Source organism: Leisingera sp. SS27 (assembly GCF_028368855.1).
In the GTDB taxonomy this organism is placed as follows: Bacteria; Pseudomonadota; Alphaproteobacteria; order Rhodobacterales; family Rhodobacteraceae; genus Leisingera.
In genome coordinates, this window is record NZ_JAQNCY010000002.1 from 23,081 (window position 1) to 46,455 (window position 23,375).

General features: G+C 65.6%; 15 protein-coding genes and 1 pseudogene. 9 read left to right on the forward strand and 7 right to left on the reverse strand.

The window, feature by feature from the left end:
• The 4 genes and pseudogenes from N6L27_RS05980 to N6L27_RS05995 form a co-directional block, all read right to left on the reverse strand.
• Positions 1-123, reverse strand: coding sequence for a hypothetical protein (locus N6L27_RS05980; protein WP_271906707.1), 123 nt, complete (start codon positions 121-123; stop codon positions 1-3).
• A gap of 6 nt (positions 124-129) precedes the next feature.
• Positions 130-441: pseudogene (locus tag N6L27_RS05985) on the reverse strand (GFA family protein); the annotation flags it as partial.
• A 148-nt stretch (positions 442-589) separates the two neighbouring features.
• The gene (gcvH, locus tag N6L27_RS05990; protein WP_039183528.1) at positions 590-949 is read right to left on the reverse strand and encodes a glycine cleavage system protein GcvH; all 360 of its coding nucleotides are present in this window, start codon (positions 947-949) and stop codon (positions 590-592) included.
• Positions 950-1,123: 174 nt separating this feature from the next.
• Positions 1,124-2,572 carry a glutamine synthetase family protein gene (locus N6L27_RS05995; RefSeq protein WP_271906316.1) on the reverse strand — a complete coding sequence of 483 codons (1,449 nt, stop codon included), beginning with the start codon at positions 2,570-2,572 and terminating at the stop codon, positions 1,124-1,126.
• A gap of 212 nt (positions 2,573-2,784) precedes the next feature.
• On the opposite strand from N6L27_RS05995, the gene N6L27_RS06000 reads away from it, so the two are divergent.
• The 3 genes from N6L27_RS06000 to N6L27_RS06010 all read left to right on the forward strand — a co-directional run bounded on the left by N6L27_RS06000 (position 2,785) and on the right by N6L27_RS06010 (position 5,061).
• Positions 2,785-3,561, forward strand: coding sequence for an IclR family transcriptional regulator domain-containing protein (locus tag N6L27_RS06000; protein WP_271906318.1), 777 nt, complete (start codon positions 2,785-2,787; stop codon positions 3,559-3,561).
• Positions 3,562-3,641: 80 nt separating this feature from the next.
• Complete coding sequence (locus N6L27_RS06005) at positions 3,642-3,956, forward strand: hypothetical protein (protein ID WP_271906320.1); 315 nt, start codon at positions 3,642-3,644, stop codon at positions 3,954-3,956.
• A 121-nt stretch (positions 3,957-4,077) separates the two neighbouring features.
• Positions 4,078-5,061 carry a type I glyceraldehyde-3-phosphate dehydrogenase gene (locus N6L27_RS06010; protein ID WP_271906321.1) on the forward strand — a complete coding sequence of 328 codons (984 nt, stop codon included), beginning with the start codon at positions 4,078-4,080 and terminating at the stop codon, positions 5,059-5,061.
• Between the two features lie 52 nt (positions 5,062-5,113).
• On the opposite strand, the gene N6L27_RS06015 is transcribed toward N6L27_RS06010, so the two are convergent.
• Together N6L27_RS06015 and N6L27_RS06020 are read right to left on the reverse strand one after the other, a co-directional pair.
• A complete protein-coding gene (locus N6L27_RS06015) occupies positions 5,114-5,722 on the reverse strand; it encodes a hypothetical protein (RefSeq protein WP_271906322.1) in 609 nt (202 codons plus the stop codon).
• Between the two features lie 66 nt (positions 5,723-5,788).
• Entirely contained in the window at positions 5,789-6,055 is a 267-nt protein-coding gene (locus N6L27_RS06020) for a hypothetical protein (protein ID WP_082015803.1), read from the reverse strand.
• A gap of 473 nt (positions 6,056-6,528) precedes the next feature.
• Between N6L27_RS06020 and N6L27_RS06025 the strand changes: the two genes are divergently transcribed.
• From N6L27_RS06025 to N6L27_RS06040, 4 genes are all read left to right on the forward strand, one after another.
• On the forward strand, positions 6,529-8,331 hold the full coding sequence (locus N6L27_RS06025; RefSeq protein WP_271906323.1) for an autotransporter assembly complex protein TamA: 1,803 nt from the start codon (positions 6,529-6,531) through the stop codon (positions 8,329-8,331).
• Positions 8,328-11,957, forward strand: coding sequence for a translocation/assembly module TamB domain-containing protein (locus tag N6L27_RS06030; RefSeq protein ID WP_271906324.1), 3,630 nt, complete (start codon positions 8,328-8,330; stop codon positions 11,955-11,957). The genes N6L27_RS06025 and N6L27_RS06030 overlap by 4 nt, the downstream gene beginning before the upstream one ends.
• A gap of 152 nt (positions 11,958-12,109) precedes the next feature.
• On the forward strand, positions 12,110-13,147 hold the full coding sequence (locus tag N6L27_RS06035) for a glycosyltransferase family 2 protein (RefSeq protein ID WP_271906325.1): 1,038 nt from the start codon (positions 12,110-12,112) through the stop codon (positions 13,145-13,147).
• The gene (locus N6L27_RS06040; protein ID WP_271906326.1) at positions 13,144-14,094 is read left to right on the forward strand and encodes a glycosyltransferase; all 951 of its coding nucleotides are present in this window, start codon (positions 13,144-13,146) and stop codon (positions 14,092-14,094) included. Before N6L27_RS06035 ends, N6L27_RS06040 begins: the two co-directional genes overlap by 4 nt.
• A gap of 155 nt (positions 14,095-14,249) precedes the next feature.
• Here the strand turns inward: N6L27_RS06040 and N6L27_RS06045 are convergent, their stop codons facing one another.
• Positions 14,250-15,002 carry a WecB/TagA/CpsF family glycosyltransferase gene (locus N6L27_RS06045; RefSeq protein WP_271906327.1) on the reverse strand — a complete coding sequence of 251 codons (753 nt, stop codon included), beginning with the start codon at positions 15,000-15,002 and terminating at the stop codon, positions 14,250-14,252.
• A gap of 192 nt (positions 15,003-15,194) precedes the next feature.
• Between N6L27_RS06045 and N6L27_RS06050 the strand changes: the two genes are divergently transcribed.
• Positions 15,195-16,658, forward strand: coding sequence for a hypothetical protein (locus N6L27_RS06050; protein ID WP_271906328.1), 1,464 nt, complete (start codon positions 15,195-15,197; stop codon positions 16,656-16,658).
• Positions 16,659-16,919: 261 nt separating this feature from the next.
• Positions 16,920-23,375, forward strand: a complete 6,456-nt coding sequence (locus N6L27_RS06055) for a type I polyketide synthase (protein ID WP_271906329.1) — start codon at positions 16,920-16,922, stop codon at positions 23,373-23,375.

A 23,375-nucleotide genomic window follows, 5' to 3' on the forward strand; every position in this document is an offset into this window, starting at 1 on the left:
TTAGACGCCGCCGCGATCCAGATACTCAGCCATAAGGGTTTCCAGTTCTGCCGCCGTTTCCGGGAACCGGGCATAACTATGCGTGGCAGGCACATTTGACCACGGCAGCTTCTCCTCTGTCATCAGTTCGACAAAGGGTTCAAACCTGGCGAGATCAGCGAACAGAGCCGTACGCAGATTGACACGGCTCTCCGCGCCCTGAATGCGGGTAAAAACAAAATTCAGGCAGTCACGGCAAAAGTTATGCTCCCGCTGCCCGGACCTGAGGCGCCCTGCCAGCAGCCTGCCAGTGACAGAAAAAGACTCTGCCGCAAACATAGCGGTCAAGGAGAAGGCGCTCGCACAGAGCTTCTGGCAGTCGCGGCAGTGGCACGCAAGCGTCAGAAGGGGCGGTGCGGTCACACAGACTTGCACTTGGCCGCACAGGCACGCGCCTTTCATCGGGAGCTGAAGAAAAGCCCTCGGAATCTTCCGGTTGAGAATGCGCGCGCCCGGGGCCAGGGGTCATTGTTTTCCGCGCCACCGGCCCCAAAACCGCAAAACTTCAGTGGCTTGCCCCGCGCACGCCCGGTGCCGCAGGGCAGCCCGGTCAGCCGATAAAATCTTTGTAGCCGGCCTCATCCATGTAATCGTCCATCGGCGACAGGTCCGACGGTTTGATCTTGAAGAACCAGGCGTCACCCTCGGCGTCCTCGTTCACCTTGCCGGGATCGTCGGCCAGCGCTTCGTTCACCTCGACGATCTCACCGTCCAGCGGCGCGAGGATGTCGGAGGCGGCCTTGACCGATTCAATCACCACGATCTCGTCATCCTTGGAGACTTCGGTGCCCGGCTCGGGCAGTTCGACATAGACCACCTCGCCCAGCTGCTCGGCGGCGTGGGCGGTGATGCCGACGGTGATCAGGTCGCCCTCGGGCAGCAGCCACTCGTGTTCCTCGGTGTATTTCATGGGGGTGTTTTCCTTCGAAGAGGCGTGGGTTTCAATGTCTCTGGCCGCCGGAAATGGCGCCGCGGATGGCAAGGGCACAGCCCCCGCATACGCGGGTATACGGTATCAACGGGCGGGGCTGGCGATCAAGACGGCAAATCACCCGGCGGCTAGATTTTGCAGCCCTCTGGCGCCTCAGAACAGGTTGAAATACTCCGCCTGCTCCCATTCGCTGACGGTATCGAGGTAGCGTTCCCACTCAAAGGTCTTGAGCTGCAGCAGGTAGTCTGCGGTCTCCGCGCCGAGCACCTCGCGGCACAGGGTTGAGCCTGCGAACCCTTCCAGCGCCTGGCCCAGCGAGCGCGGCAGGCGGTCCGCGTCTTCGCTGTAGGGCGACAGGGTGGGTTTCGGGGCTTCCAGCCCTTCGCGGATGCCCGCGGCGCCGGCGATAATCTGGGCGGCCAGCGCGTAATAGGGGTTGGCGGTGCTGTCCGGGGCGCGGTTCTCGATCCGGCTGGCGGGGTCATCGGGCTGCATCAGCGCCCGCAGCATGGCGCCGCGGTTGTCCTCGCCCCAGCCGATGCGGCTGGGGGCCAATTGGAACGGCAGGTAGCGTTTGTAGCTGTTCACCGTGGGAGCGATCAGCAGCGAGGTCTCAGCCGCGTATTTCAAGAGGCCGGCCATCCAGGCGCTGGCGGGCGGTGCCAGCATCCCCGCAGTTTCCGGCATGAACAGGTTGCGCCCGGTGGCGAGGTCCTGCAGCGACTGGTGGACATGCCAGCCGTTGGCCATGGCATTGTCCAGCCGCGGCTTGGCCATGAAGCTGGCGTGCAGGCCATTGCGGGCGCAGATCTCCTTGACCATGGTGCGGAACATCACCATCGCGTCTGCCTGCGCCATGGCGCTGCCGGGGGCAAAGGTGAATTCGACCTGGCTGGGGCCCATCTCGATCTCGACCGAGCGTACCGCCAGGCCCAGTTTCTGGGCGTTGCGGCGCAACAGGTCAAGGATGCCCTCAACCTCGCCATAGCGGGTTTCGGTCAGATACTGATAGCCCTGCGTCAGGTTGCGGGTTTGCACCGGGGAACCGGGGCGGGTCGCCTGTGTATGGGCGGCGGATTTGTCGGCCAGCTCAAACAGGTGGAACTCCACCTCCAGCCCGAAGGTGGCGGCCATGCCCTGCGCCGCCAGCATCTCCACCTGCCGCTGCAGCACCGCGCAGGGGGCAAAGGGGATGGGCCGGCCGTCCGGGTAGACCGGGGTGCAGAAGATCCAGGCGGAATGACCCGACCAGGGCAGCGCGCGCCAAGTGTCCAGGCGCGGCACCAGCAGCACGTCGCCTGCCCCCTGCATCGGGCCGGCCAGATCCGCGCCCTCCTCCCAAACCGGAAAGGCGGTGCGGTGCGACGTGTCCTTGAGCAGCAGGGTTGCAGGCACGTTGAGGCCGCGATCGAAGACGGAGGCGAAGGCGTCCGCCATCACCGTCTTGCCGCGCAGCAGCCCGTGCTGATCGGGGAACAGCACCCGCACCGTTTCGATCCCGTCGAACCGGGCGCGCGATGTGATCTCCGCCGCCTTGCGGCAGTCCTCGGGAGTCAGCAGCCCCAGGCGGGCCAGATTGCCGGATGTGAAATCTTCTGCCATGGGCGGCCTCGTCATGCGGAGTTGTTTGAAATTGCACTGGAAATGCCGTGCCGTCCAGCCGGCAGCCGCATTTACCGCAACCCGTTGCGCTATCTGGATATTGCGGAGGTTTTGCGCCTTGACAGCGTTCGCAAAGCGAACATTGATGCCGGTATCCGCACAATGCCCGGCCGGGCAGCGGCACGACGGGAACAGAACGGGACGGCCAGGTGATGACAACGGCAGAACAGGACAGGAATATTTCGTCAAGCTTTGCCAAGGGGCTGGCGGTTCTGGCGGTGTTTGACGCGGAGACCCCCAGCATGACTCTGGCCGAGATTGCCCGGCGCAGCGGCCAGGACCGGGCCACCGCCCGCAGGGGGGCGCTGACGCTGGTGCAGGCAGGCTATCTGCGCCAGGACGGGCGGATGCTGTCGCTGACGCCGCGGGTGCTGGCACTGGCAGGCGGGTTCCTGCAGGCCAATCAGTTCGGCCGCAGGGTGCAGCCGGTGCTGAACCGCCACGCCCGGCAGATGGAAATTGAGGTGACGCTGGCGATGCTGGATCAGGGCCGGGTTCTGCTGCTGGCGCAATCCACTGTCGAGCACGGCCATATCACCTATGGCTTTACCGCCGGTTCCCACATTCCGCTGGCGCATACCAGCCTGGGGCGGATGCTGCTGGCCGGGCTGCCCGCGGAACATGCCGCCAAGCTTCTGGCGGAAACGGACCTCCCGCGCCACACAGAGGCCTCCCTGACCGATCCCGCCGCCATTCTGGAGCGCGTCGCTGACGCCCGCACGCAAGGCTACTGCCTGACGGACAGCGAATTCGAGTCCGGGATCACTGGCTACGCGGTGCCTGTGTCGCGGCCCGGCCAGACGCCAATCGTGGCGGGGTGCTCTGCGCCGCGGGGCCAGCAGCCGGAGGCGGATGCCGAGCGGCTGCTGCGCGGCCTGCAGCTGTGCGCGGCAGAGCTGCGCCAGGCGGAAGCGGTGGATCACCTTTAGGGTCAGGACCCTAAGCAGCACCTTGCAAAGACCCTGCCCTGCGCTAGGCTGAGGCCAGTGATTACCGCAGGAGCATTTCGATGATGAAACAGACTGCATTGGCAGCGGCCCTTTGCGCCGTGCTGGCCCCGGCTGCAGGGGCCAAGGGCGTGGAAGGCAAGCAGGTCACCGTGCTGGGCCGCGACTGGGTGGTGGCCCCGGTGGAGGACGCCCCGGGCCGCTACAGCGCCACCCGGATGAACCTGGAGCATCTGGCCTTCCGCCCGCCCGCGGTGCTGACCGCGCGCCAGGCGGTCCGCGCCATCCGCACCGCCACCGGCTGCCGCGTCAACCTGGACACGATGGTGCGCAACATCACCGGCACGTACTACGCCCAGGTGATCTGCCGCAATTAGGCACGCGCCTGACGCTTACGCGGTTTGGCAGGGTTTTTCTGAAACATCCTCTTGGGAAATGTGATCATTTTCCGGGAGTCCATGGATTGAGCGGTGCCGGAGCGCCTGCCATAGATTGCGCATGAAACTTGCTATCAACGGATTCGGCCGCATCGGCCGCGCCATCCTGCGCCAGATTCTGACCACGTCGCGCGGAGACGGCATCGAGGTGGTGCGGATCAATGATATCGCACCCTTGGACATGTGCGCCTATCTGTTTCAATACGACAGCACCTTTGGCCCCTTTGCCCATCCGGTGGAGCACGGCGGCGATGCGCTGCAGGTGATGGGGCGCACCATCCCCGTGAGCCATGAACCGGATCTGACCAAGGTGGACCTCAGCGGGGTTGATCTGGTGCTGGAGTGCACAGGCATTGCGCGGACGTCCGATGTGGCCGAGCGCGGGCTGAAGGCGGGGGCTGCCAAGGTGCTGATCTCCGGCCCCTCCCCCGCGGCTGAGCTGACCGTTGTGCTGGGTGCAAACGAGGAGACCCTGGGCGATGCGCGGATCGTCTCCAATGCTTCCTGCACCACCAACGGGCTGACGCCGCTGGTCAAGCTGCTGGATGGCATCGCAGGCATCGACACCGCGCATATGACCACCATTCACTGCTATACCAACTCGCAGCCGATGGTGGACGCGCCGCGCGGCGATTTTGCGCGCTCGCGCGGCGGAGCACAGTCGATGGTGCCGACGACCACCTCCGCCATGCATCTGATCGACGAGGTGCTGCCGCATCTGAAGGGCCGGGTCAGCGGTGCCGCGGTGCGGGTGCCGACGGCGAGTGTCTCTGCCATTGATCTGGTCGCACACCTGAAATCCCCGATGAACGAGGCGGAATTTGGTGCAGCCCTGCGCGAAGGCGTTGCAGCGTCGAAAGTGCTGGGCTGGACCGACAGGCCGCTGGTCTCCTCCGACCTGCGGGCGCGCCCGGAATCGCTGGTGATTGCCGGGCCGGAAACCCGGATGGCCGGGGACGCCCAGGTGCGGGTGTTCGGCTGGTATGACAACGAATGGGGATTTTCGGCGCGGATGCTGGATGTGGCGCGGCTGATGGCGGGCTGAGACCCGCCGCCGCCCTCTGCCGTGACCGCAAGCCCGCCGGCGGCGGTCTTTGCTATTCCTGCGGGCAGCGCCGCTTGCCGGCCAGGCGCAGCCAGCGGAAGATCAGCGTCAGCGCCAGCATGCAGACAGCAAGGCCGAGCAGATCGCCGGCGGCATAGACCGCCATCACCGGCAGTTGATCGCCGGGAAAGATGAGGCCGGAGAACACAACCGATTGCCCCGCAGAATTGATCAGGGATGCCAGCGCGCCAACCGCCAGAAGACTGTTCCAGGATATCCGCCGCGACTGGCCGGCATAAAGGTTCCGGCCGAACAGCCCCGCAATTTCAAATGCCGCATAGGCTGAGACAGCACCAACAGCAATCGATTGCAGCAGCACCGGTTCCATCACCTGCCGCACGCCGGCTTCGGTGAAAATCAGCTCCGACAGGAAGGCGCCTGCCGCCAGCGGCAGCACCGCACGCCAGCCCAGAAGCCAGACCGCCAGAATGCGCACCCCATGCGGCAGGTAGACCAGGCTGGCAAAGACCGTGATCTCTGGCAGGAAGATCCCCTGCACAGGTGTAACCACCCAGGCGGTCAGCCCGTGGCAGATGATATAGGCGGCCGTGATCACCGCAAAACTTTGAAGGCCAGCAAACAGCTGCAAAACTCGTCTCATGCCGCTCCCATTAAACGGGAGCGGAGAAACCTGCAATCCGCGGAATGTATGGTCGGCGCGGCGCCGTCACTTTGCCGCAGGATTGAAACTCACCACGTAATGCTTGGCCTTGCTGCCGCCGGCCCGTTTGATCAGCCCCAGCTCCAGCAGCGACTTAAGCGTGCGGTGGAATGTGGCCTGGGCCAGCCCCTTGACCAGCCGGTGATTGCGGATCTGTTCGGATTGCACCGCCTCGCCGGGCGTTTTTGTCAGCGAATTTGCCGCCAAAAGCACATCCCGCTCTGACCGGCTCAGGCGGTCCAGGCCAAGATCACGCTCCATCTGGTGAAGCATGTCGCGAAGTTCGAAAATTGGTCTCAACCGGTCCAAAACCGTTCTCCCGGATCCTCATAAACTGCGCCCCGGCAAGGGGCCAGGGTGAAATGACACCACGCAAGTTTATCAAACTGACAATTATATGGACAGTAAAATCATGCGTGGTATCATTCCAGTCAGGCTGGCTGCGTTGTGAGTGGTGGCTGCGCCTGACGTTGCTCTTGTTCTTTGTTAATCAGTGACAGCTCCGGCGGGAAATTCTGCCGGAGCTGATTTAAACTATCACATACCCTGTTCCGCTTTCCAATGTTCATTAAATTTTGCCATCACTCCGCAGCGTCATGCGCGGCAATCCGCCGCTGCCGGACGCCGGCGGATTGCCGCCGCTTTGCCGGTTCCATCCCGCATTTTTCCCGTGCTAGGCTTGCTTTGGAACGCCTGAGCCTTTGCCTGGATCAGGCGGCAATATTACGCCCGCTGCCGGAGCAGACATGAATTTTCCCATACGCCCGCGCCGTCTGGCGTGCGCCCTAGCCTTCAGTCTTTTGACCCTGCCGGTGCTGCCGGGCAATGCCGCCGAGACAATCTTGCAAGCTCCCGGTGCGGACGCGGCCCTTGCGGAGAAGCTGCGTGGCGCGTCGGCTTCGGTTGCTGCCAGCGGCGAGACCAACGTGCAGGAGCTGCTGGCGGCTGCGCTGTCGGATTACCGGACGCTGGTGCAGGTGCTTTATGACGCCGGGCATTTCTCGCCGGTTGTGAACATCCGCCTGGATGGGCGCGAAGCCGCGCAGATCCAGCCGTTGAACCCGCCGAAGACCGTAAACAAGGTGGAAATCACCGTAAAACCCGGCCCGCAGTTTGTATTTGGCCGGGCAGAGCTGGCGCCGTTCCCGCAAATCAGTGATGTGGAGATCCCCGAGGGATTCGCCCCCGGCAAGCCGGCCGGAACCGGAGTGATCCGCGACGCAGCCATTGCCGGTGTCCGCGCCTGGCGCCGCAGCGGCCATGCCAAGGCAGACGTGTCGGAGCAGAACATCACCGCCAACCACCTGCAGGCCCGGCTCGACGCACAGCTGCGGCTGGCGCCGGGGCCGAAACTGCGGTTCGGGCAGATGCGCGTCACTGGCGATACCGCCGTGACCGAAGACGCCATCCGCCGCATCGCGGGCTTCCCGGCAGGAGAAGCGTTCCACCCTGATCTGATCGCAAAATCTGCCACCAGGCTGCGCCGCACCGGCACGTTCTCCAGCGTTGTCCTGCGCGAGGCAGAGCAGCCGAACCCGGATGGCACACTGGATTTCGTGGCCCAGGTTGAGGACCTTCCGCCGCGCCGCCTGACCTTTGGTGCCGAGGTCAGCTCCTCCGACGGGCTGGAGCTGTCGGGCAGCTGGATGCACCGCAACCTGTTCGGCAATGCCGAGAAACTGCGGATCGAGGCGCGTGTCAGCGGCATCGGCAGCAGCAACGACATCGACGGCCGCATCGCGGTGCGGCTGGACCGGCCTGCCAAGCTGGGTCCGGATGACCTGATTTTCTATCTGGCAGAGGCCGAACGGCTGGACGAGGAGCACTACACCGCGACCCGCGTCTATGGCGCCATCGGCGCCCGGCGGACGTTTTCGGAGATGTTTTTTGCCGAGGCCGCGCTGGGGGTATCCTCCACCTTGGCAGAGGACGTCTTCGGCAAGCGCCGGTTCAAATACGTGGCTGGCAGGTTCCGCGCCGAGTATGACGCCCGCGACAGCCGGGTGAACCCGGCCTCGGGCTATTTCCTGCAAGGGTCCGCCACACCGTTCATCGGGTTTGACGGCAGCAAGTCGGGCCTGCAGATGAAAGGCGACGGGCGCGCCTATTACGGGCTGGGCGCGGAGGACCGGATCGTGCTGGCAGGCCGTGTGCAGCTGGGTTCCGTCGTGGGCCCGTCGCTTAGCGAAATCTCCCCCACGCTTTTGTTCTTCTCCGGCGGTGCGGGCACGGTGCGCGGGCATGAATACCAGTCGCTGGGCGTGCCGTCCAACGGCGGCACCGCGGGCGGGCGCAGCTTTGCATCCCTGTCCGCCGAAGTGCGCGGCAAGATCACCGACAAGATCTCGCTGGTTGGTTTCTACGACCTGGGCTTTGTCGATGCGGACAGTTTCGTCTCCGGCTCTTCCGCGCGCCATGCGGGTGCGGGCATTGGTGTGCGCTATGATGTGGCCGGCATCGGCCCGATCCGGCTGGACCTCGCCTATCCGGTGGACGGCGGGTCCGAGGACGGGCTGCAATTCTATATCGGGATAGGACAGGCGTTTTGAGACAGGTTCTTGGCTATACGCTCGCACTGGGCCTGACCGTGGCGCCGGTTGCGGCGCAGGAAACCACAGAGGAGGACGCCAGCGGGCTGCTGGTTGATTTCCTGGAGGACACTCTGTCAGGCGACAGCCGCTATATCAGCGTGTCGGGCCTGGAGGGCGCGTTCTCCTCTGAGGCCAAGATCAAGAAGATCACCGTGGCGGACGAGGACGGCATCTGGCTGACCATCGAGGGCGCGGTGCTGGACTGGAACCGGCTGGATTTGCTGCGCGGGCGGTTCTCGGTCAATGAACTGTCAGCCGAGCGCATCGCCGTGGAGCGCGCGCCAGAGCCGCTGCCGCCGGACCCGGAACTGCCGGAGGCCGAAACCACGCCTTTTGCCCTGCCGGAGCTGCCGGTGGCCATCGAACTGGGTCAGATCAAGGCCGCCCGGATTGAATTGGGAGAGGAACTGGCGGGCAGCGCAGCCACACTGCGGGTTGAGGGCACGCTGAAACTGGCAGACGGCGCGCTGGACACCAAGCTGGAGGCTGCACGGCTGGACAAGCCCGGCGACCACATCCGGCTGGAGGCCGCCTATGCCAATGAAACCCAGCAGATCACCCTGGATCTGTCGGTGGATGAGGCTGCAGGCGGGCTGATTTCGCGCGGGCTGGACCTGCCGGGCAACCCCGATCTGCAGCTGACCGCCAAGGGCAGCGGACCGGTAACGGATTTCACCGCCGATATCGCCTTCAGCACCAATGGCACCGAGCGGCTGGGCGGCCAGGTGGTGCTGGCAGCCCGTCCCCTGCCTGCAGATGCCGCGCCGGAAACGCCGCGCGACATCGGGTTTTCCGCCGATCTGGGCGGCAACATCGACGTGCTGCTGCCGCCGGTGCACCGGCCGTTCTTCGGCCCCGGCCTGCGCCTGAACGTCAAAGGCCTGCGCGAGGGCAGCGGCGCTGTAACGCTGGATACGCTGGTCCTGCGCACCAACGCCCTGCGGATCACCGGCGCCGCAGCGCTGGATGCGGGCGGCAAGCTGGCCACCGCCAACCTGAAGACCGCGATCTCCCCGCCCGCAGGCCAGGCTGCGGTTACGCTGCCGACCAGCGACGGCCAGACCACGCTGGCCAAGGCCGACCTGCAGTTGCAGAAAACTCTCGAAGGCCGCTGGGTGCTGGACGGGGTTCTGAACCAGCTGAGCCACCCCGGCGCACTGGTGGATACGGCTGAAATCGCCGGCCGCGGCACCCTGGACCAGACCAGCGGCTTTGCGCTGGAGGGCCGGCTGAGCGCCGGCCTCAGCGGGTTCCAGCCGCGCGACCCGGCACTGGCCAAGGCCACCGGCAATGAGATCCGGTTTGAAGGCACGCTCAGCACCGACGGCCCCGGCGCGCTGCGCATCACCGGTATGGAGCTGCGCGGCAGCGACTATCAGGCCGCGGGCGATGTCGCCTTTGACGGTCTGGAAGAAGGGCTGAAAGTTACCGCTGACCTTACGGCGGAGGCTCAGGATCTTGGCCGTTTTTCCGATCTGGCAGGCCGCCCGCTGGGCGGCGCGGTTCAGGCTGTGGTCACGGGATCCTTCATCCCGCTGACCGGCGGGTTCGACACCGATCTTTCACTGCAGGCGCAGGACCTGTCCGCGGGCATTGCCCAGGCGGACGAACTGCTGGCTGGCACCACAACCGTCGCTCTGACGGCGGCACGGGATGAGGACGGCATAACCATAGACAGGTTTGACCTGTCCGGCAGCGCGCTGGCCGCCAACGCCAAGGGCACGCTGAACAACCAGGCAGGCCAGCTGGACATCACCGCCCGCCTGAACCGGCTGGAGGTGCTGGTGCCGCAGGCGCCCGGCACACTGGAGCTGGCCACAACCCTCAGCCGCACCGGCGATACCTTCAGCGGTGTCGCGGAGCTGAAGGGGCCGCATACCTCCAGCGCCAAGCTGGACGGATCGGTGACGCTTCAGGGCGACGCGGATTTCACCTTTGCTGCCGCCTGGAACGAGCTGGAACGCTTTGTGCCGCAACTGGCAGGCAAGCTGAGTGCTGAGGGTGCGGCGGAACGGCGCAATGGCGAATGGCAGGCGACTGTTCAAGCCGCTGGCCCTGCGGGGATATCCGTGGAGACCGAGGCCCGTTTCACCGAAAGCAACGGCAGCACCGATCTGAAATTCGACGCTGTGATGGCAGAGCTGCAGCGGTTGGTGCCCGACCTGCCCGGGCGGCTGGCAGCCGCAGGCACCGCCACCCGGCGCGACGGCACCTGGACCGTGGACAGCACTGCCAGCGGCCCGGCTGGAATCGACAGCCGCATCGCCGGCAGCTGGAACGAAGCCAAAGGCACCGCTGATGTGACCGCCAAGGGCACACTGCGGCTGGAGGGGCTTAATCCGTTCCTGACCCCGAACCTGATCCAGGGGCCCGCGAATTTCGACATGGCCCTGCGCGGTGTTCCGGCGCTCGATGGGGTCAGCGGCACCATCTCAATCCCCGGCGCCTCGCTGGCGATCCCGGCCGCGGCGCAGCGGGTGGATGACATCAACGCGACGGTCTCCATCGCCCGGTCAAATGCACAGGTGCAAGTCTCTGCCCGCCCCCGCGACGGTGGCACGGTGCGGATCAGCGGTCCGGTCGGGCTGCTGCCGCCGTTCAACGGCACCCTGCAGATCGCCATCGGCGACGTGGTTGTGACCGACCACCTGTCTTATGAGTCCCTGCTGAACGGCAGCCTGGAAATGTCCGGCGCCATGGCCGGGAACAACAGGATTGCCGGCCAGATCAATGTGGGTGAAACCAATATCAACCTGAACACGGCAGGCGGTTCGGTCTCCTCTGCTCCGATCCCGCCAATCCGCCACGTTGGGGCACCGCGCGAAGTGCGCCGGACACTTGCCCGCGCCGGACTGACTGGCAGCAGCAGCGGCAGCGCAGGCGGTTCCGGCAGGACCGACCTGGATATCATGATCAGCGCGCCGTCGCGGATTTTTGCCCGCGGCCGTGGCCTGCGCTCGGAACTGGGCGGCCAGATCCATCTGCGCGGCACCACCGCGCGGCCCTCGCCCTCCGGCCAGATCAGCCTGATCCGCGGCACCTTTGATATCCTCGGCCGGCGGCTGGAACTTGATGAGGGCCGGATCACCCTCCTGGGCGACCTGAAACCCTATCTGGAGTTCAAATCATCGGCGGCCACGGAACAGGGCACCGCAACGCTGGAAATCTCCGGCCGGGTCGATGCGCCGGAAATCAAGGTGACCTCGGATCCTCCGCGGCCAAGCGAGGAAGCGCTGGCAATGCTGCTGTTCGGCGACAACATCGGGGATATCTCACCCTTGGCGCTGGCACGGCTGGCAGGCTCTGCCCTCACGCTCAGCGGCCGCGGCGGCGGCGCCCAGAGCAAGGTGCGCGACGCCACCGGTGCGGCGGATGTTGACATTGGCACCGACAACCTGGGCGCCGGGCAACTGGGGCTGGGCGGATATGTGGCAGAAAACGTCTATACCGATTTCAACGTCAACACCCAGGGCGACAGCGAGCTGAGCATCAATCTGGATGTCACCAAAAGCCTGACGGTTCAGGGCACCGTGGACAGCGAGGGGGAAACCGGCGTCGGCCTGTTCTTTAAGCGGGACTACTGACCCCCTGACAACCGTTTTCCGGCGCGGAAAACGGGCCGGAAATCATATGATTTCCGAGCCGGAATTCTGGCAGAATTCCGGCCTCTTGCGAACAGGACCGGAAGCCTGCAAGCTGCAAGCGGAATTCCGGGCAACCGCAGATCGGGGACGCTGTGGGAAAGACATTCACCCAGAAGCTGGCAGGCCGTGCCGGCCGTATCGCGCACCGCGCCAGATTCCGCGCCTCGTTGCGCCATCTGCACGGGCCGGCGCACCGCTCTGCCGCTCCGGATCAGGTGGTGCTGATCGCCCTGGTGCGCGACGGAGCCTATTACCTTGATGTGTTCTTTGACCACTACCGCAGGCTGGGGGTCTCTGCCTTTGTGTTCTTTGACAACGGTTCTGCCGACGGCACCATAGACCGCATCCGGCAGGAACCGGACACAGCGGTGCTGCAATCCGCCCTGCCATGGCTGCAATACGAAAACACATTCCGCGCCTATGCAGCGGACCGGTATGGCCGGGACCGCTGGTGCCTGTTTGCAGACATGGATGAACTGTTCGACTTTGAGGGCAGCGCCGCAGTGGGGCTGGGCGGGCTGACACGCTACCTGACGCAGCAAGGATTCACGGCACTGCAAGCCGAAATGCTGGAGATGTTCCCCGACGGTCCGCTGTCCGCTGCCCGCGGGCTGACTTACGCAGAAGCGGTGCAGAGCTTCCGGTTTTCTGACATCAGCACGTTACAAACGGTGGATTATGCGTCCGAAGACACGGGCTTTGCCTATTATCTTCGCCAGAACACCCTGCCGCCCGGCGGCGCGCAGATGCTGTTCGGCGGAGTGCGCGGTAAGGTCTTTGGCGAAACCTGCTGCCTCAGCAAGCACCCGCTGGTGTTCAACGGGCCGGGTGTCCAGTCAGCGGTGCATCCGCACGCCTCTGCAGGCGTGCAGTTGGCAGACATGGAAGGGCTGATCCGCCACTACAAATTTGCCGGCGACAGCCTGGCGCGGGATCTGCAAGTCCAGGCCGAGACCGTTTCCGCGCATGGTGAAGACCGCCAGCGCAGCGGCGTGATGCAGGCGCAGCCGGACCTCAGCCTGTGGTCACCCGAGGCAATCAAGGACGCGGAAATTGCGGATCTGCAGCGCCGGGGCTTCCTGCGCGGCTCGTCTGCATACAGGGATTTTCTTGCCGGAGAGGCGGCATGAGCGCGGCTGCCATCGCCGCTGTGGTCATCGGCCGCAACGAGGGAGAACGGCTGATCCGCTGCCTGCGCTCCCTGCAAGGCCAGGTGCAGCAGCTGGTCTATGTCGACAGCGGCTCCACGGACGGGTCGGCAGCGGCGGCGCGGGAATTGGGCGCCTTGGTGGTGGATCTGGATCTCAGCCAGCCGTTCACTGCCGCCCGCGCCCGAAACGCCGGGCTGGCGGAGCTGGAGCCCGGGATCGAATTTGTGCAATTCGTGGATGGCGATTGCGAGGTGAACCCGGACTGGATCGCCACCGCCGCCGATTTCATGCAGGCACACCCGAAGGCGGCAGTTGCCTGCGGGCGGCGGCGGGAGCGGTTTCCTGAGGTGTCCGTTTACAACCGTCTGTGCGATGCGGAATGGGACACGCCCGCTGGCGAGGCCAAGGCCTGCGGCGGCGACGCGCTGATGCGGGTGGCGGCGGTCTATACCGCGGGCGGCTACCGCGAGGGGCTGATCGCGGGTGAGGAGCCGGAATTGTGCCTGCGCCTGCGCCGGGCGGGCTGGCAGGTCTGGCGGCTGGAGGCTGAGATGACCCTGCATGACGCGCAGATGCTGCGCTTCACCCAATGGTGGAACCGCAGCCGCCGCGCAGGCCACGCCTTTGCCGAAGGCGCCGCCTTGCACGGCACCGGGCCGGAGCGGCACTGGGTGGCCGAGACCCGCCGCGCGCTCCTGTGGGGCGCTGCCCTGCCCGCCGGTATTGCCTCGGCAGCACTGGCACATCCCTTACTGCTGATGATTGCGCTGATCTACCCGGCGCAGGTTTTGCGCCTGTCCCGCCGCACGGGGTTTGAACAGGCGCTGTTCACGGTGCTCGGAAAGTTCGCCGAAGCCGCAGGCGCGCTGGAATTTTACTGGCGCCGCTGGCGTGGCTCTGCGCGCGGGATACTGGAATACAAGTAAGCCGGTTTCATCCGGGGCTTTGCCCCTCTTGGCCTTCCGGCCAATTCACCCCAGGATATTTACAGCCAGATGAAAACCGGATCCGTTCTTCTGGCTCCAAATATCCCGGAGCGCGAGGCAGAGCCTCGCAAAATATCCAGTTGAAATCTGTCGCGTCAGCGCGCCCGGATGCGCCAGGCCGCGAGGGCAAGCCCGGGCAGGATCGCCAGGCATTTGACATAGCGCGGCAGCAGCCGGCCGGGGCTGGACAGCGCTCGCCACAGCCATTCCATCGCAACTGCGCGCACCCAGGCGGGGGCACGTTTCTGGTGGCCGCCCAGAAAATCCAGCCCGGCCCCGACAGAGGCAAAACCGGCCGCAGGCGCCAGCTTGCGGCCGCGCTGGGCGAACCGCTCCTGCTTGGGGGCGCCCAGCGCCAGGAAACACAGGCAGGGGCCTGTGGCGTCCAGCCGGTGAAGGATCTGATCTGCCTCCTGCCCTTCCGGATCAAACCGGCCGGAGGGGGCGTGGGTCCAGGCAACCTCCAGCCCAGGCACCGCATCCGTCAGCGCCTCTTCGGCATCCAGCAACGCCTCCTCCGTGCTGCCCGCCAGCACCACCGGCACCTTGGCCTCAGCGGCCAGGCGGCACAGCGGCAGCACCATGTCAGAGCCCGGCATCAGCTCCACCGGGCGGCGGGCAAGACGTGACAGCCAGACTATGGGTCGCCCGTCCGCAACCACCATGTCCTGCGCCTGATAGGCAGACAGGAACTCCGATGACGCCGCCATCTTCACCAAGTGGTCCAGATTCACTGTCGCCAGCGCAAAACCCTGTCCCGCCTTGAAACGGGCGCGGATCTCGGCTTCCAGCCCGGCGCGGGCGGCCGTGTTCACCGCAACCCGGCGGCCGTGGAATTCAAAAAACATGGGCGTCCCCGGTTCTGCTCTGCCCTGTGATACCGCCGCCGCCGCCGCCCGGCCAGTGTGAAGGGCGCGGCGCTGCTGCCAGCGTGGCAAAGCTGCACCCCGTTAACCCGTTGTTGCAAATCCGCGCGACAGCGCGGCCCGCAACAGGTAAACTTTGATGCAAATACCGGGGAACTGAGGGAGCACGGGGCTTTGCCCAACGCTTTGGCCTATCTGATGCTGCTGGCCTGGCCGCTGGCCAGCCTGATCCTGTTCCGGCGCTTGCCGCTGGAGCGGGCCATCCTGTGGTGCATCATTGCCGGCTACCTGCTGCTGCCGCCGCTGGCCGAGTTCGACCTGCCGCTGGTGCCGGATATGGACAAGTTCGCCATCCCCTCGGTGATGGCCTTTGTGCTGTGCGTATTTCTGCTGCGCAAACCGGTGCCGCTGCTGCCGCGGCACCCGGCGGTGCGGGTGCTGGTGCTGCTGTTCGTGTTCGGGGTCATTCCCACCGTGCTGACCAATGGCGAGCCGATCCTGTTCCGCAAGATCGCCAATTCCGACCCGATCATCTTTCTGACCGATCAGCTGCCCGGCCTGCGCTGGCGCGACCTGGGCTCGGTGATCATCAACCAGGTGATTGTGCTGATCCCCTTCCTGCTGGCCCGCCGGTATCTGTCCACCCCGGAGGCCCAGCGCGATCTGCTGCTGGCGCTGATGATTGGCGGCCTCGCCTATACAGTCCCTTCGCTGATCGAAATCCGCTTCAGTCCGCAGATCAACGTCTGGATCTACGGCTTCTTCCAGCACGACTTCAGCCAGATGATGCGCCAGGGCGGCTTCCGTCCCATCGTGTTCCTGCCGCATGCGCTGTGGCTGGCATTCTTCATGCTGTCGGCGCTGCTGGCAGCCACCGCGCTGGCCCGCCCCGCAGTTGGCGGGGACCGTATCCGGCTGGCACTGGCCGCAGGTTACCTGTTTGCGGTGCTGGTGCTGTGCAAAAGCCTCGCCTCGCTGGCCTATGCGCTGGCCTTTGTGCCGGTGGTGGCGCTGGCGCCGCTGCGCTGGCAGCTGCGTGCGGCCCTGCTGCTGGCGCTGATTGCGGTGGTCTACCCGATGCTGCGCAACACCGGGCTGGTCCCGACCGAGGAACTGGTGGCCCAGGCCGGCACCATCAGCGCCGAACGGGCGCATTCGCTGAACTACCGGTTCGAGAACGAGGCGCAGCTGCTGGCCCGCGCCGCCGAAAAACCCTGGTTCGGCTGGGGCGGATGGGGCCGCAATCTGGTGCGGCACGAAGAAACCGGGCAGATCCTGTCGATCCCGGACGGACGCTGGATCATCGTTTTCGGCACCTTCGGCTGGCTGGGGTACATCGCCGAGATGGGGCTGCTGGCGGCACCGCTGATGCTGCTGGCCGCGGCGGCGGCGCGCGCGCCGCGGGGCAGCGTGTCGCCCTATGCCGCTCCGATCGCGCTGATCCTGGCAGCCACCATGGTGGACATGCTGCTGAATGCCACGCTCATTCCAATCACCTGGATGTGCGCCGGATCCGTGCTGGGCTATGCCGAGAGGCTGCTCTACCCGGGCTTGTTCCAGAAGAAACCTGCGCTATTTGGCGGAGCGCAGGCGCTGATGCCTGACACCGGACGGCCTGAGCGGCGCAGCATCCTGTGATGCCGCAATGTTTCCGTTTTTCCGGCCGAAATTGACACAATGCGTCCACAGGACAGCCGCATGGATTGACGAAAGTAAATTTGAGTTCACCCGGCCCCGCGGAACAGATGGGGATCCAAGCCGCAAGGCCGGGCCAGCAGCCGGGGAGAACCCCGGCACCCGAAAATAAACCCGTCCGGCGGGCCCTGCCATCTTCGCAAAGCGGATTGGCTGCGGCGTGCCGGGTTGTTTGCGAAGGGCTAGTGGGGTCAGGTATTGACGATGCAGGATGGGACATCCGCAGCGGGGGGCGCTGCAAAACAGACAAGGCCCGGTGACATTGCCATTGTCGGGCTGTCGGTAACAGTGCCGGGCGCTGGGTCTGCCGAAGCGTTCTGGCAGAACCTGCGCGCAGGCATTGAATCGATTGAGGTGCTGGACCGCGAAACGCTGCTGGAAAACGGCGAGCGTGCATCGGTCATGGCCGACCCGAACTATGTGCCCGCCTCGGCCCGGCTGCAGGAATTTGACGAGTTTGACGCCGAATTCTTCGGCTTCAGCCCCAAGGAAGCCGCGATCCTGGACCCGCAGCACCGCAAGTTCCTGGAGGTGGCCTGGGGGGCGATGGAAAACGCAGGCCATCCGCCCGAAAGCATCAATGGCCCCATCGGTGTTTACGCGGGCTGCGGCATGGGCAGCTATTTCTACTTCAATATCTGCTCCAACCCGGGCCTGGTCGATGACGTGGGCATGTTCCTGCTGCGCCACACCGGCAACGACAAGGATTTCCTGTCGACCCGCGTGAGCCATGTCTTTGACCTGCATGGCCCTTCGGTCAACGTGCAGACCGCCTGCTCCACATCGCTGGTGGCGGTGCATTACGCCTGTAAAGCCCTGCGCGAAGGCGAGTGCGATATGGCGCTGGCGGGAGGTGTTACCATCGAACTGCCGCAGGGCCGCGGCTATCTTTACAAGGAAAACGAGATCCTTAGTCCGGATGGCCACTGCCACGCGTTCGACCACCGGGCGCAAGGCACGGTCTTCGGCTCCGGTGCCGGCGCTGTGGCGCTCCGGCGGCTGGAGGATGCGATTGCCGATGGCGACCACATCTGGGCGGTCATCAAGGGTTCGGCCATCAACAACGACGGCGCGGACAAGGCCGGCTATCTGGCCCCCTCGGTGGGCGGCCAGTCGGCAGCGGTGCAAATGGCGCTGGACGCAGCCGGCACCCCGGCGGAGACCATCGACTATGTGGAATGCCACGGCACCGGCACCTATCTGGGCGACCCGATTGAGGTTTCGGCCCTGACCGACGCCTACCGCGCCACCACCAGTGACACGGGCTATTGCCGCATCGGCTCCGTCAAGACCAACATCGGCCATCTGGACACCGCGGCGGGCGTTGCCAGCCTCACCAAGACCGCGCTGGCGCTGCATCACAAGGAAATTCCGCCTTCGCTGGGGTACGAGGCGCCGAACCCGGCGATTGATTTTGAGACCTCGCCGTTCCGCGTGAACGCCGCCCTCACCCCGTGGACACCGCACAAGGGGCCGCGGCGCGCCGGCATCAACTCGCTGGGGGTGGGCGGCACCAATGCACATGTGATCCTGGAGGAAGCCCCGGAACGCGCAGCCTCGGAAGAAAGCGACTTTCCATTCCAGATCCTTTGTGTTTCCGGACAGTCCAAGGCGGCGCTGGACGCCAACACTCAAGGATTGGCGGACTATTTGAAATCCAATCCCGCGGCCGATCTGGCCGATGTGGCCTATACCCTCAAGGAGGGCCGCCGCGGCTTTGCCAAGCGGCGGGTTCTGGTGGCGGAAACCGCTGCCGAAGCCATTGAGCTGATTGAGGAAAACGATCCCCGCAAGGTCTTCACCCATGACCGGCTGGGCAACGCGCCCGAGGTGGTGTTCATGTTCCCCGGCGGCGGTGCGCAATATGCGGGCATGGCGCGGGATCTATACGAGACCGAACCGGTCTTTGCCGAGTGGATGGACCGCGGGCTGGACCATCTGCAGCAGAGCCTCGACTACGATATCCGCGCCATCTGGCTGCCTGAAGAAGGCGAGGAGGATGCGGCCAACGCCAAGCTGCAGCAGCCCTCGGTGCAGCTGCCGCTGATCATGATCGTCGAATACGCGCTGGCGCAGCTGTGGATCAGCTGGGGCGTGAAGCCCGCCGCGCTGGTCGGCCACTCAATGGGCGAGAACACCGCCGCCTGCCTGGCCGGCGTAATGTCCTTTGAGGACTGCATTGATCTAGTCCTCTTGCGCGGGCGGCTGTTTGACACCGTGCCCGCAGGCGGCATGCTGTCGATTGCCCTGCCCCTGGCCGAGGTTGAGGCCATCATCGGCTATGATCTGGATATCGCCAGCGTGAATGCGCCCTCGCTCACCGCCGTCTCCGGCCCGCAGGAGGCGCTGGACAGGCTGTCGGCAGAGCTGACCGTCCGCGAGGCCGAACACCAGCGCATCCCCATCGACATCGCCGCCCACTCGCGGATGCTGGACGGCATCCTGCAGGACTATGGCGATTTCATCCGCAATCTGACCCTGTCGGCGCCCGGCCTGCCGGTTATTTCGAACCGCATCGGGACCGCCCTGACCGCTGAACAGGCCACCAGCGCGGACTACTGGACCGGCCAGCTGCGCAACACCGTGCGCTATGCCGACTGCATCGAGACCCTTGCCAAGACCCCGGACCGGGTGTTCCTGGAGGTCGGCCCCGGCAAGGCCCTCAGCGCCTTGGCGCAGATGTCGCCTGCGGTGAAGCAGGGACAGGTGCTCAGCTCCTTGCGCCACCCCGATCAGGACGTGATGGACGACAGCTATTTCTTTGGCGTCATCGGCCGGCTCTGGGCCTGCGGGGTGGAGGCCGACTGGCCGCAGATCTGGGGCGAGGCGCGCCGCAACCGCCTGCCTTTGCCGGGCTATGCCTTCCAGCGCAGCCGCTATTTCATCGAGCCCGGCAAACCAGCCGCTGAGAGCGAGGGCGACGCCCCGTCCCGTCACGATGATCCGGGCAAATGGGGCTACCGCCCGGCCTGGCGTCCGCGGCTGGCCGATTGCGCGCTGGATGCGGGGCAAGAGCTGGCGCAGGAACCGCACAACTGGCTCATTTTCGAGGATGAGGCGGGCCACGCCGCCCGCATTGCCGAAAGGCTGGAGGCTGCAAACCACAGCGTTGTCCGTGTCCGCGCAGGCGACACCTATGCGCAGCTTTCACCCGCCTCCTATATCCTGCCGCCGGAGCAGGGCCGCGCCGCCTATGGCGCGCTGCTGGCGGATCTGGCAGAGGCCGGGCGACTGCCGGACCGCATCGCGCATTTCTGGCTGGTGACCGAGAGCGAAAGCTTCCGCCCCGGTTCCTCCTTCTTTGACCGCAACCTTGAGATGGGATTCCATTCCCTGACCGCCCTGGCGCAGGAACTGGGCAATGCAGATCTGCCCGGCCCGGCGCATCTGACGGTCTTTACCACCGGTGCCGCGCAGGTCCGGGATGAGGCGCTGCCCTATCCGGAAAAGGCCATGATCGCAGGGCCGCTGGGGGTGATCCCGCGGGAACTGCCGGGATTGACCTGCTCGGCGGTGGACATTGAACTGCCGCAGGCTCCGCAGGGCCTCTTTGCCCGCCGCAACCCGGCGGCGCAGACGGATATTACCCGCCGCCTTCTCGAAGAAGTGATGGCGGAACCGGCAAACCTCTCCGCCGCCTGGCGCGGCGACAAGCGATTTGAACTCAGCTGGCGCCCGCAGCCGCTGCCCGAGCCGGAAACCCCGCCCTTCAAACAGGGCGGCCACTACCTGATCACCGGCGGCTATGGCGGCATCGGCCTGACCATTGCGGCCCACCTGATGCGCGGCTACGGCGCCAGGGTCTCGCTGATCTCCCGCGACGGTCTGCCGGCGCGCGAGACCTGGGAGCGGTATCTGGCCAGCCACAGCCCAGTGAACCGCACCGCCCAGCGCATCCGTGCCGTCATGGCGCTGGAGGCGGACGGCAAGGGTGCTGTGCTGCCGCTCTCTGCCGACGTTTGCAACAGTGGCGACCTGCGCGCGGCACGGGAGCAGGCCGAGGCGGCCTTTGGCCCTGTCACCGGGGTGATCCATGGGGCCGGTGTCATCAATGATGGCCCGCTGCTGGCCAAGGACGACGACCAGATCGCCCGGGTCCTGGCCCCCAAGGTCAGCGGACTGCGGGCGCTCGATACCGTGTTCCCGGACGGCAGCCTGGAACTGATGGTGCTGTTCTCCTCCTCTTCCACCGCGACCCGGCCCGCGGGTCAGGTGGATTACATCGCCGCCAATGAGTACCTCAACGCCTGGGCCAAGCACCGCGCGGGCGGTCAGACGCGGGTGATTGCCGTGGATTGGGGCGTCTGGGCGGATACCGGCATGGCCGCTGACGCCATGGCGGGCCGCAACGCCAACGCAGGCGCCAGCACACCGGAACCCTGCCCGCAGCCGCTGCTGCAGCAGCAGGCGTTTGATGCCGCGGGCAACCGCATCTTCACCCCCAGTTTCAGCACGGCCGACTGGCTGCTGGATGAGCACCGCACCAGGTATGGCACCGCACTGGTGCCCGGCACCGGCTATGTCGAAATGGCCGCCGAGGCGCTGTCTGCCATAGGCGTGGAAGATCCCTTCGAGATCCGGGACCTCTACTTCCTGCGCCCGCTGATTGCGGAAGAAGGCCGCACGCGCGAGGCACTGGTAAAGTTAGAAGCTAATGAAAATGGTTATGAACTGTTTGTTTACTCGGGATTTACAAATGGTTACCGTTTGAATTGTCAGGCAATGCTGGCCTTAACGGCGGCGGCAGAACGCCCCGCCCCCCTCCCCCTCCAGACGATTTTCACCCGATGCCCGGAGGAGCAGGCGCCTGCGCGCGGGCGCCTGCGTTCCCCGCAGGAGGCGCATCTGAATTTCGGCCCGCGCTGGCATGTGCTGGACCGCGCAGCCCTGGGCGACGGCGAAGGGATTGCCGCCCTGTCGCTGCCGGATGCGGCGGCTGGCGACGGCTGCCTGCTGCACCCCGGCCTGCTGGATCTGGCCACCGGCTGGGCGATGCAGCTGATCCCCGGGTATGACGCCACGACGCTGTGGGTGCCGGTCTCCTACGGCACCATCCGGGTCTATGCGCCGCTGACCCCGCAAGTCTTCAGCCACATGCGCCTCGCCAGCAGTGATGCCAATGGCTCAGCCGCTTTCGACGTGACCCTGACCGGCCCTGATGGCGCCGTGCTGGTGGAAATCGAGGGTTTCCGGATGCAGCGTCTGGCAGGCGGTTTCGATGCGGCAGCAGAACAAGGCGAGGCAGATGCAACAGCCGCCCAGCTGGGGCTGGAACCCGCCAGCAGCCCGCAGCCGCTGTCGCCCGAGGAGCGCCGCTTGCAGCTGAACATCTCAAACGGCATCAAGGCAGAGGAAGGCGGCGAGGCTCTGGCCCGCGCCCTGGCCGCTGGCTTGCCGCAGGTGGTGGTTTCCTCGCTGGACTTGCCAGCCCTGATCGCCCAAGCGGAGCAAAGCACACCGGCTGAGGCGGAGGCCCAGACATTTGACCGGCCGCAGCTCGACACCGACTATGTCGCTCCGCGCAACCCGGTGGAAGAGCAGCTGGCAAAGCTGTTTGCCTCGCTCCTGGGGGTCAGCCAGGTCGGTATAGAAGACAGTTTTTTTGACCTCGGCGGTCACTCCCTGATTGCGGTGCGGCTGTTTGCGCAGGTGAAACGCGCCTTTGATGTGGAATTCCCGCTGTCGGTTCTGTTCGAGGCGCCCAGCGTTGCCGCGCTGGCGGAACGGATCATTGAACGCACCGGCGGCGGAGTTGCTGAGGAGCCGGGCGGCGGCACGCAGGCTGCCGAAGAGAAGCCGCAGTTCACCCATCTGGTGCAGCTGCACCCCGGCGACGGCACCGGGCGGCGGCCTTTCTTCCTGGTTGCAGGCATGTTCGGCAACGTGCTGAACCTGCGGCATCTGGCGCTGCTGGTGGGCAAGGACCGCCCGGTCTATGGCCTGCAAGCCAAGGGGCTGGTGGGCAGCGATGCGCCGCATGACAGGATTGAGGATGCCGCCCGCAGCTGCCTGGAAGAAATCCGCCGGATCCAGCCCGACGGCCCCTATCTGCTGGGCGGCTTCTCCGGCGGCGGCATTACCGCCTATGAGATGGCGCAGCAGTTGAAGCAGCAGGGCCAGGACACCGCGGCGCTGATCCTGCTGGATACGCCGCTGCCTGTGCGCCCCGCCCTGTCGCGTCAGGACAAGGCATTGATCAAGCTGGAAGAACTGCGCAGAAAGGGACTGGGCTACCTGAGCGAATGGGCCAGGAACCGGATCGCCTGGGAGTTTGAAAAACGCCGCGCCAGACCGGCAGAAACCGGCGCCTTGCCCGAGTTCAACAACCGCAAGATCGAATTGGCCTTCCGCGCCGCGGTGGAGACGTATGATCTCAAACCCTGGCACGGCCCGTTGACGCTGTTCCGCCCGCCCTTGGACCGCAAATGGAAGGTCAGCGGCGGCCATTGGGTCAGCAGCGAACGCGAGTATGTGTTCGCCGACAACGACTGGACCCGCTGGGCGCCCGCCGTCGAGGTGGACGAAGTGCCGGGCGACCATGACAGCATGGTGCTGGTGCCGAACGTCAGCGTGCTGGCCGCCGGCGTCAAAACGCGGCTCGATGCCGCAGACCGGGCAGCAGCCTCCAGCCCGTCCCGCTCCATCCGGGCGGCGGAGTAA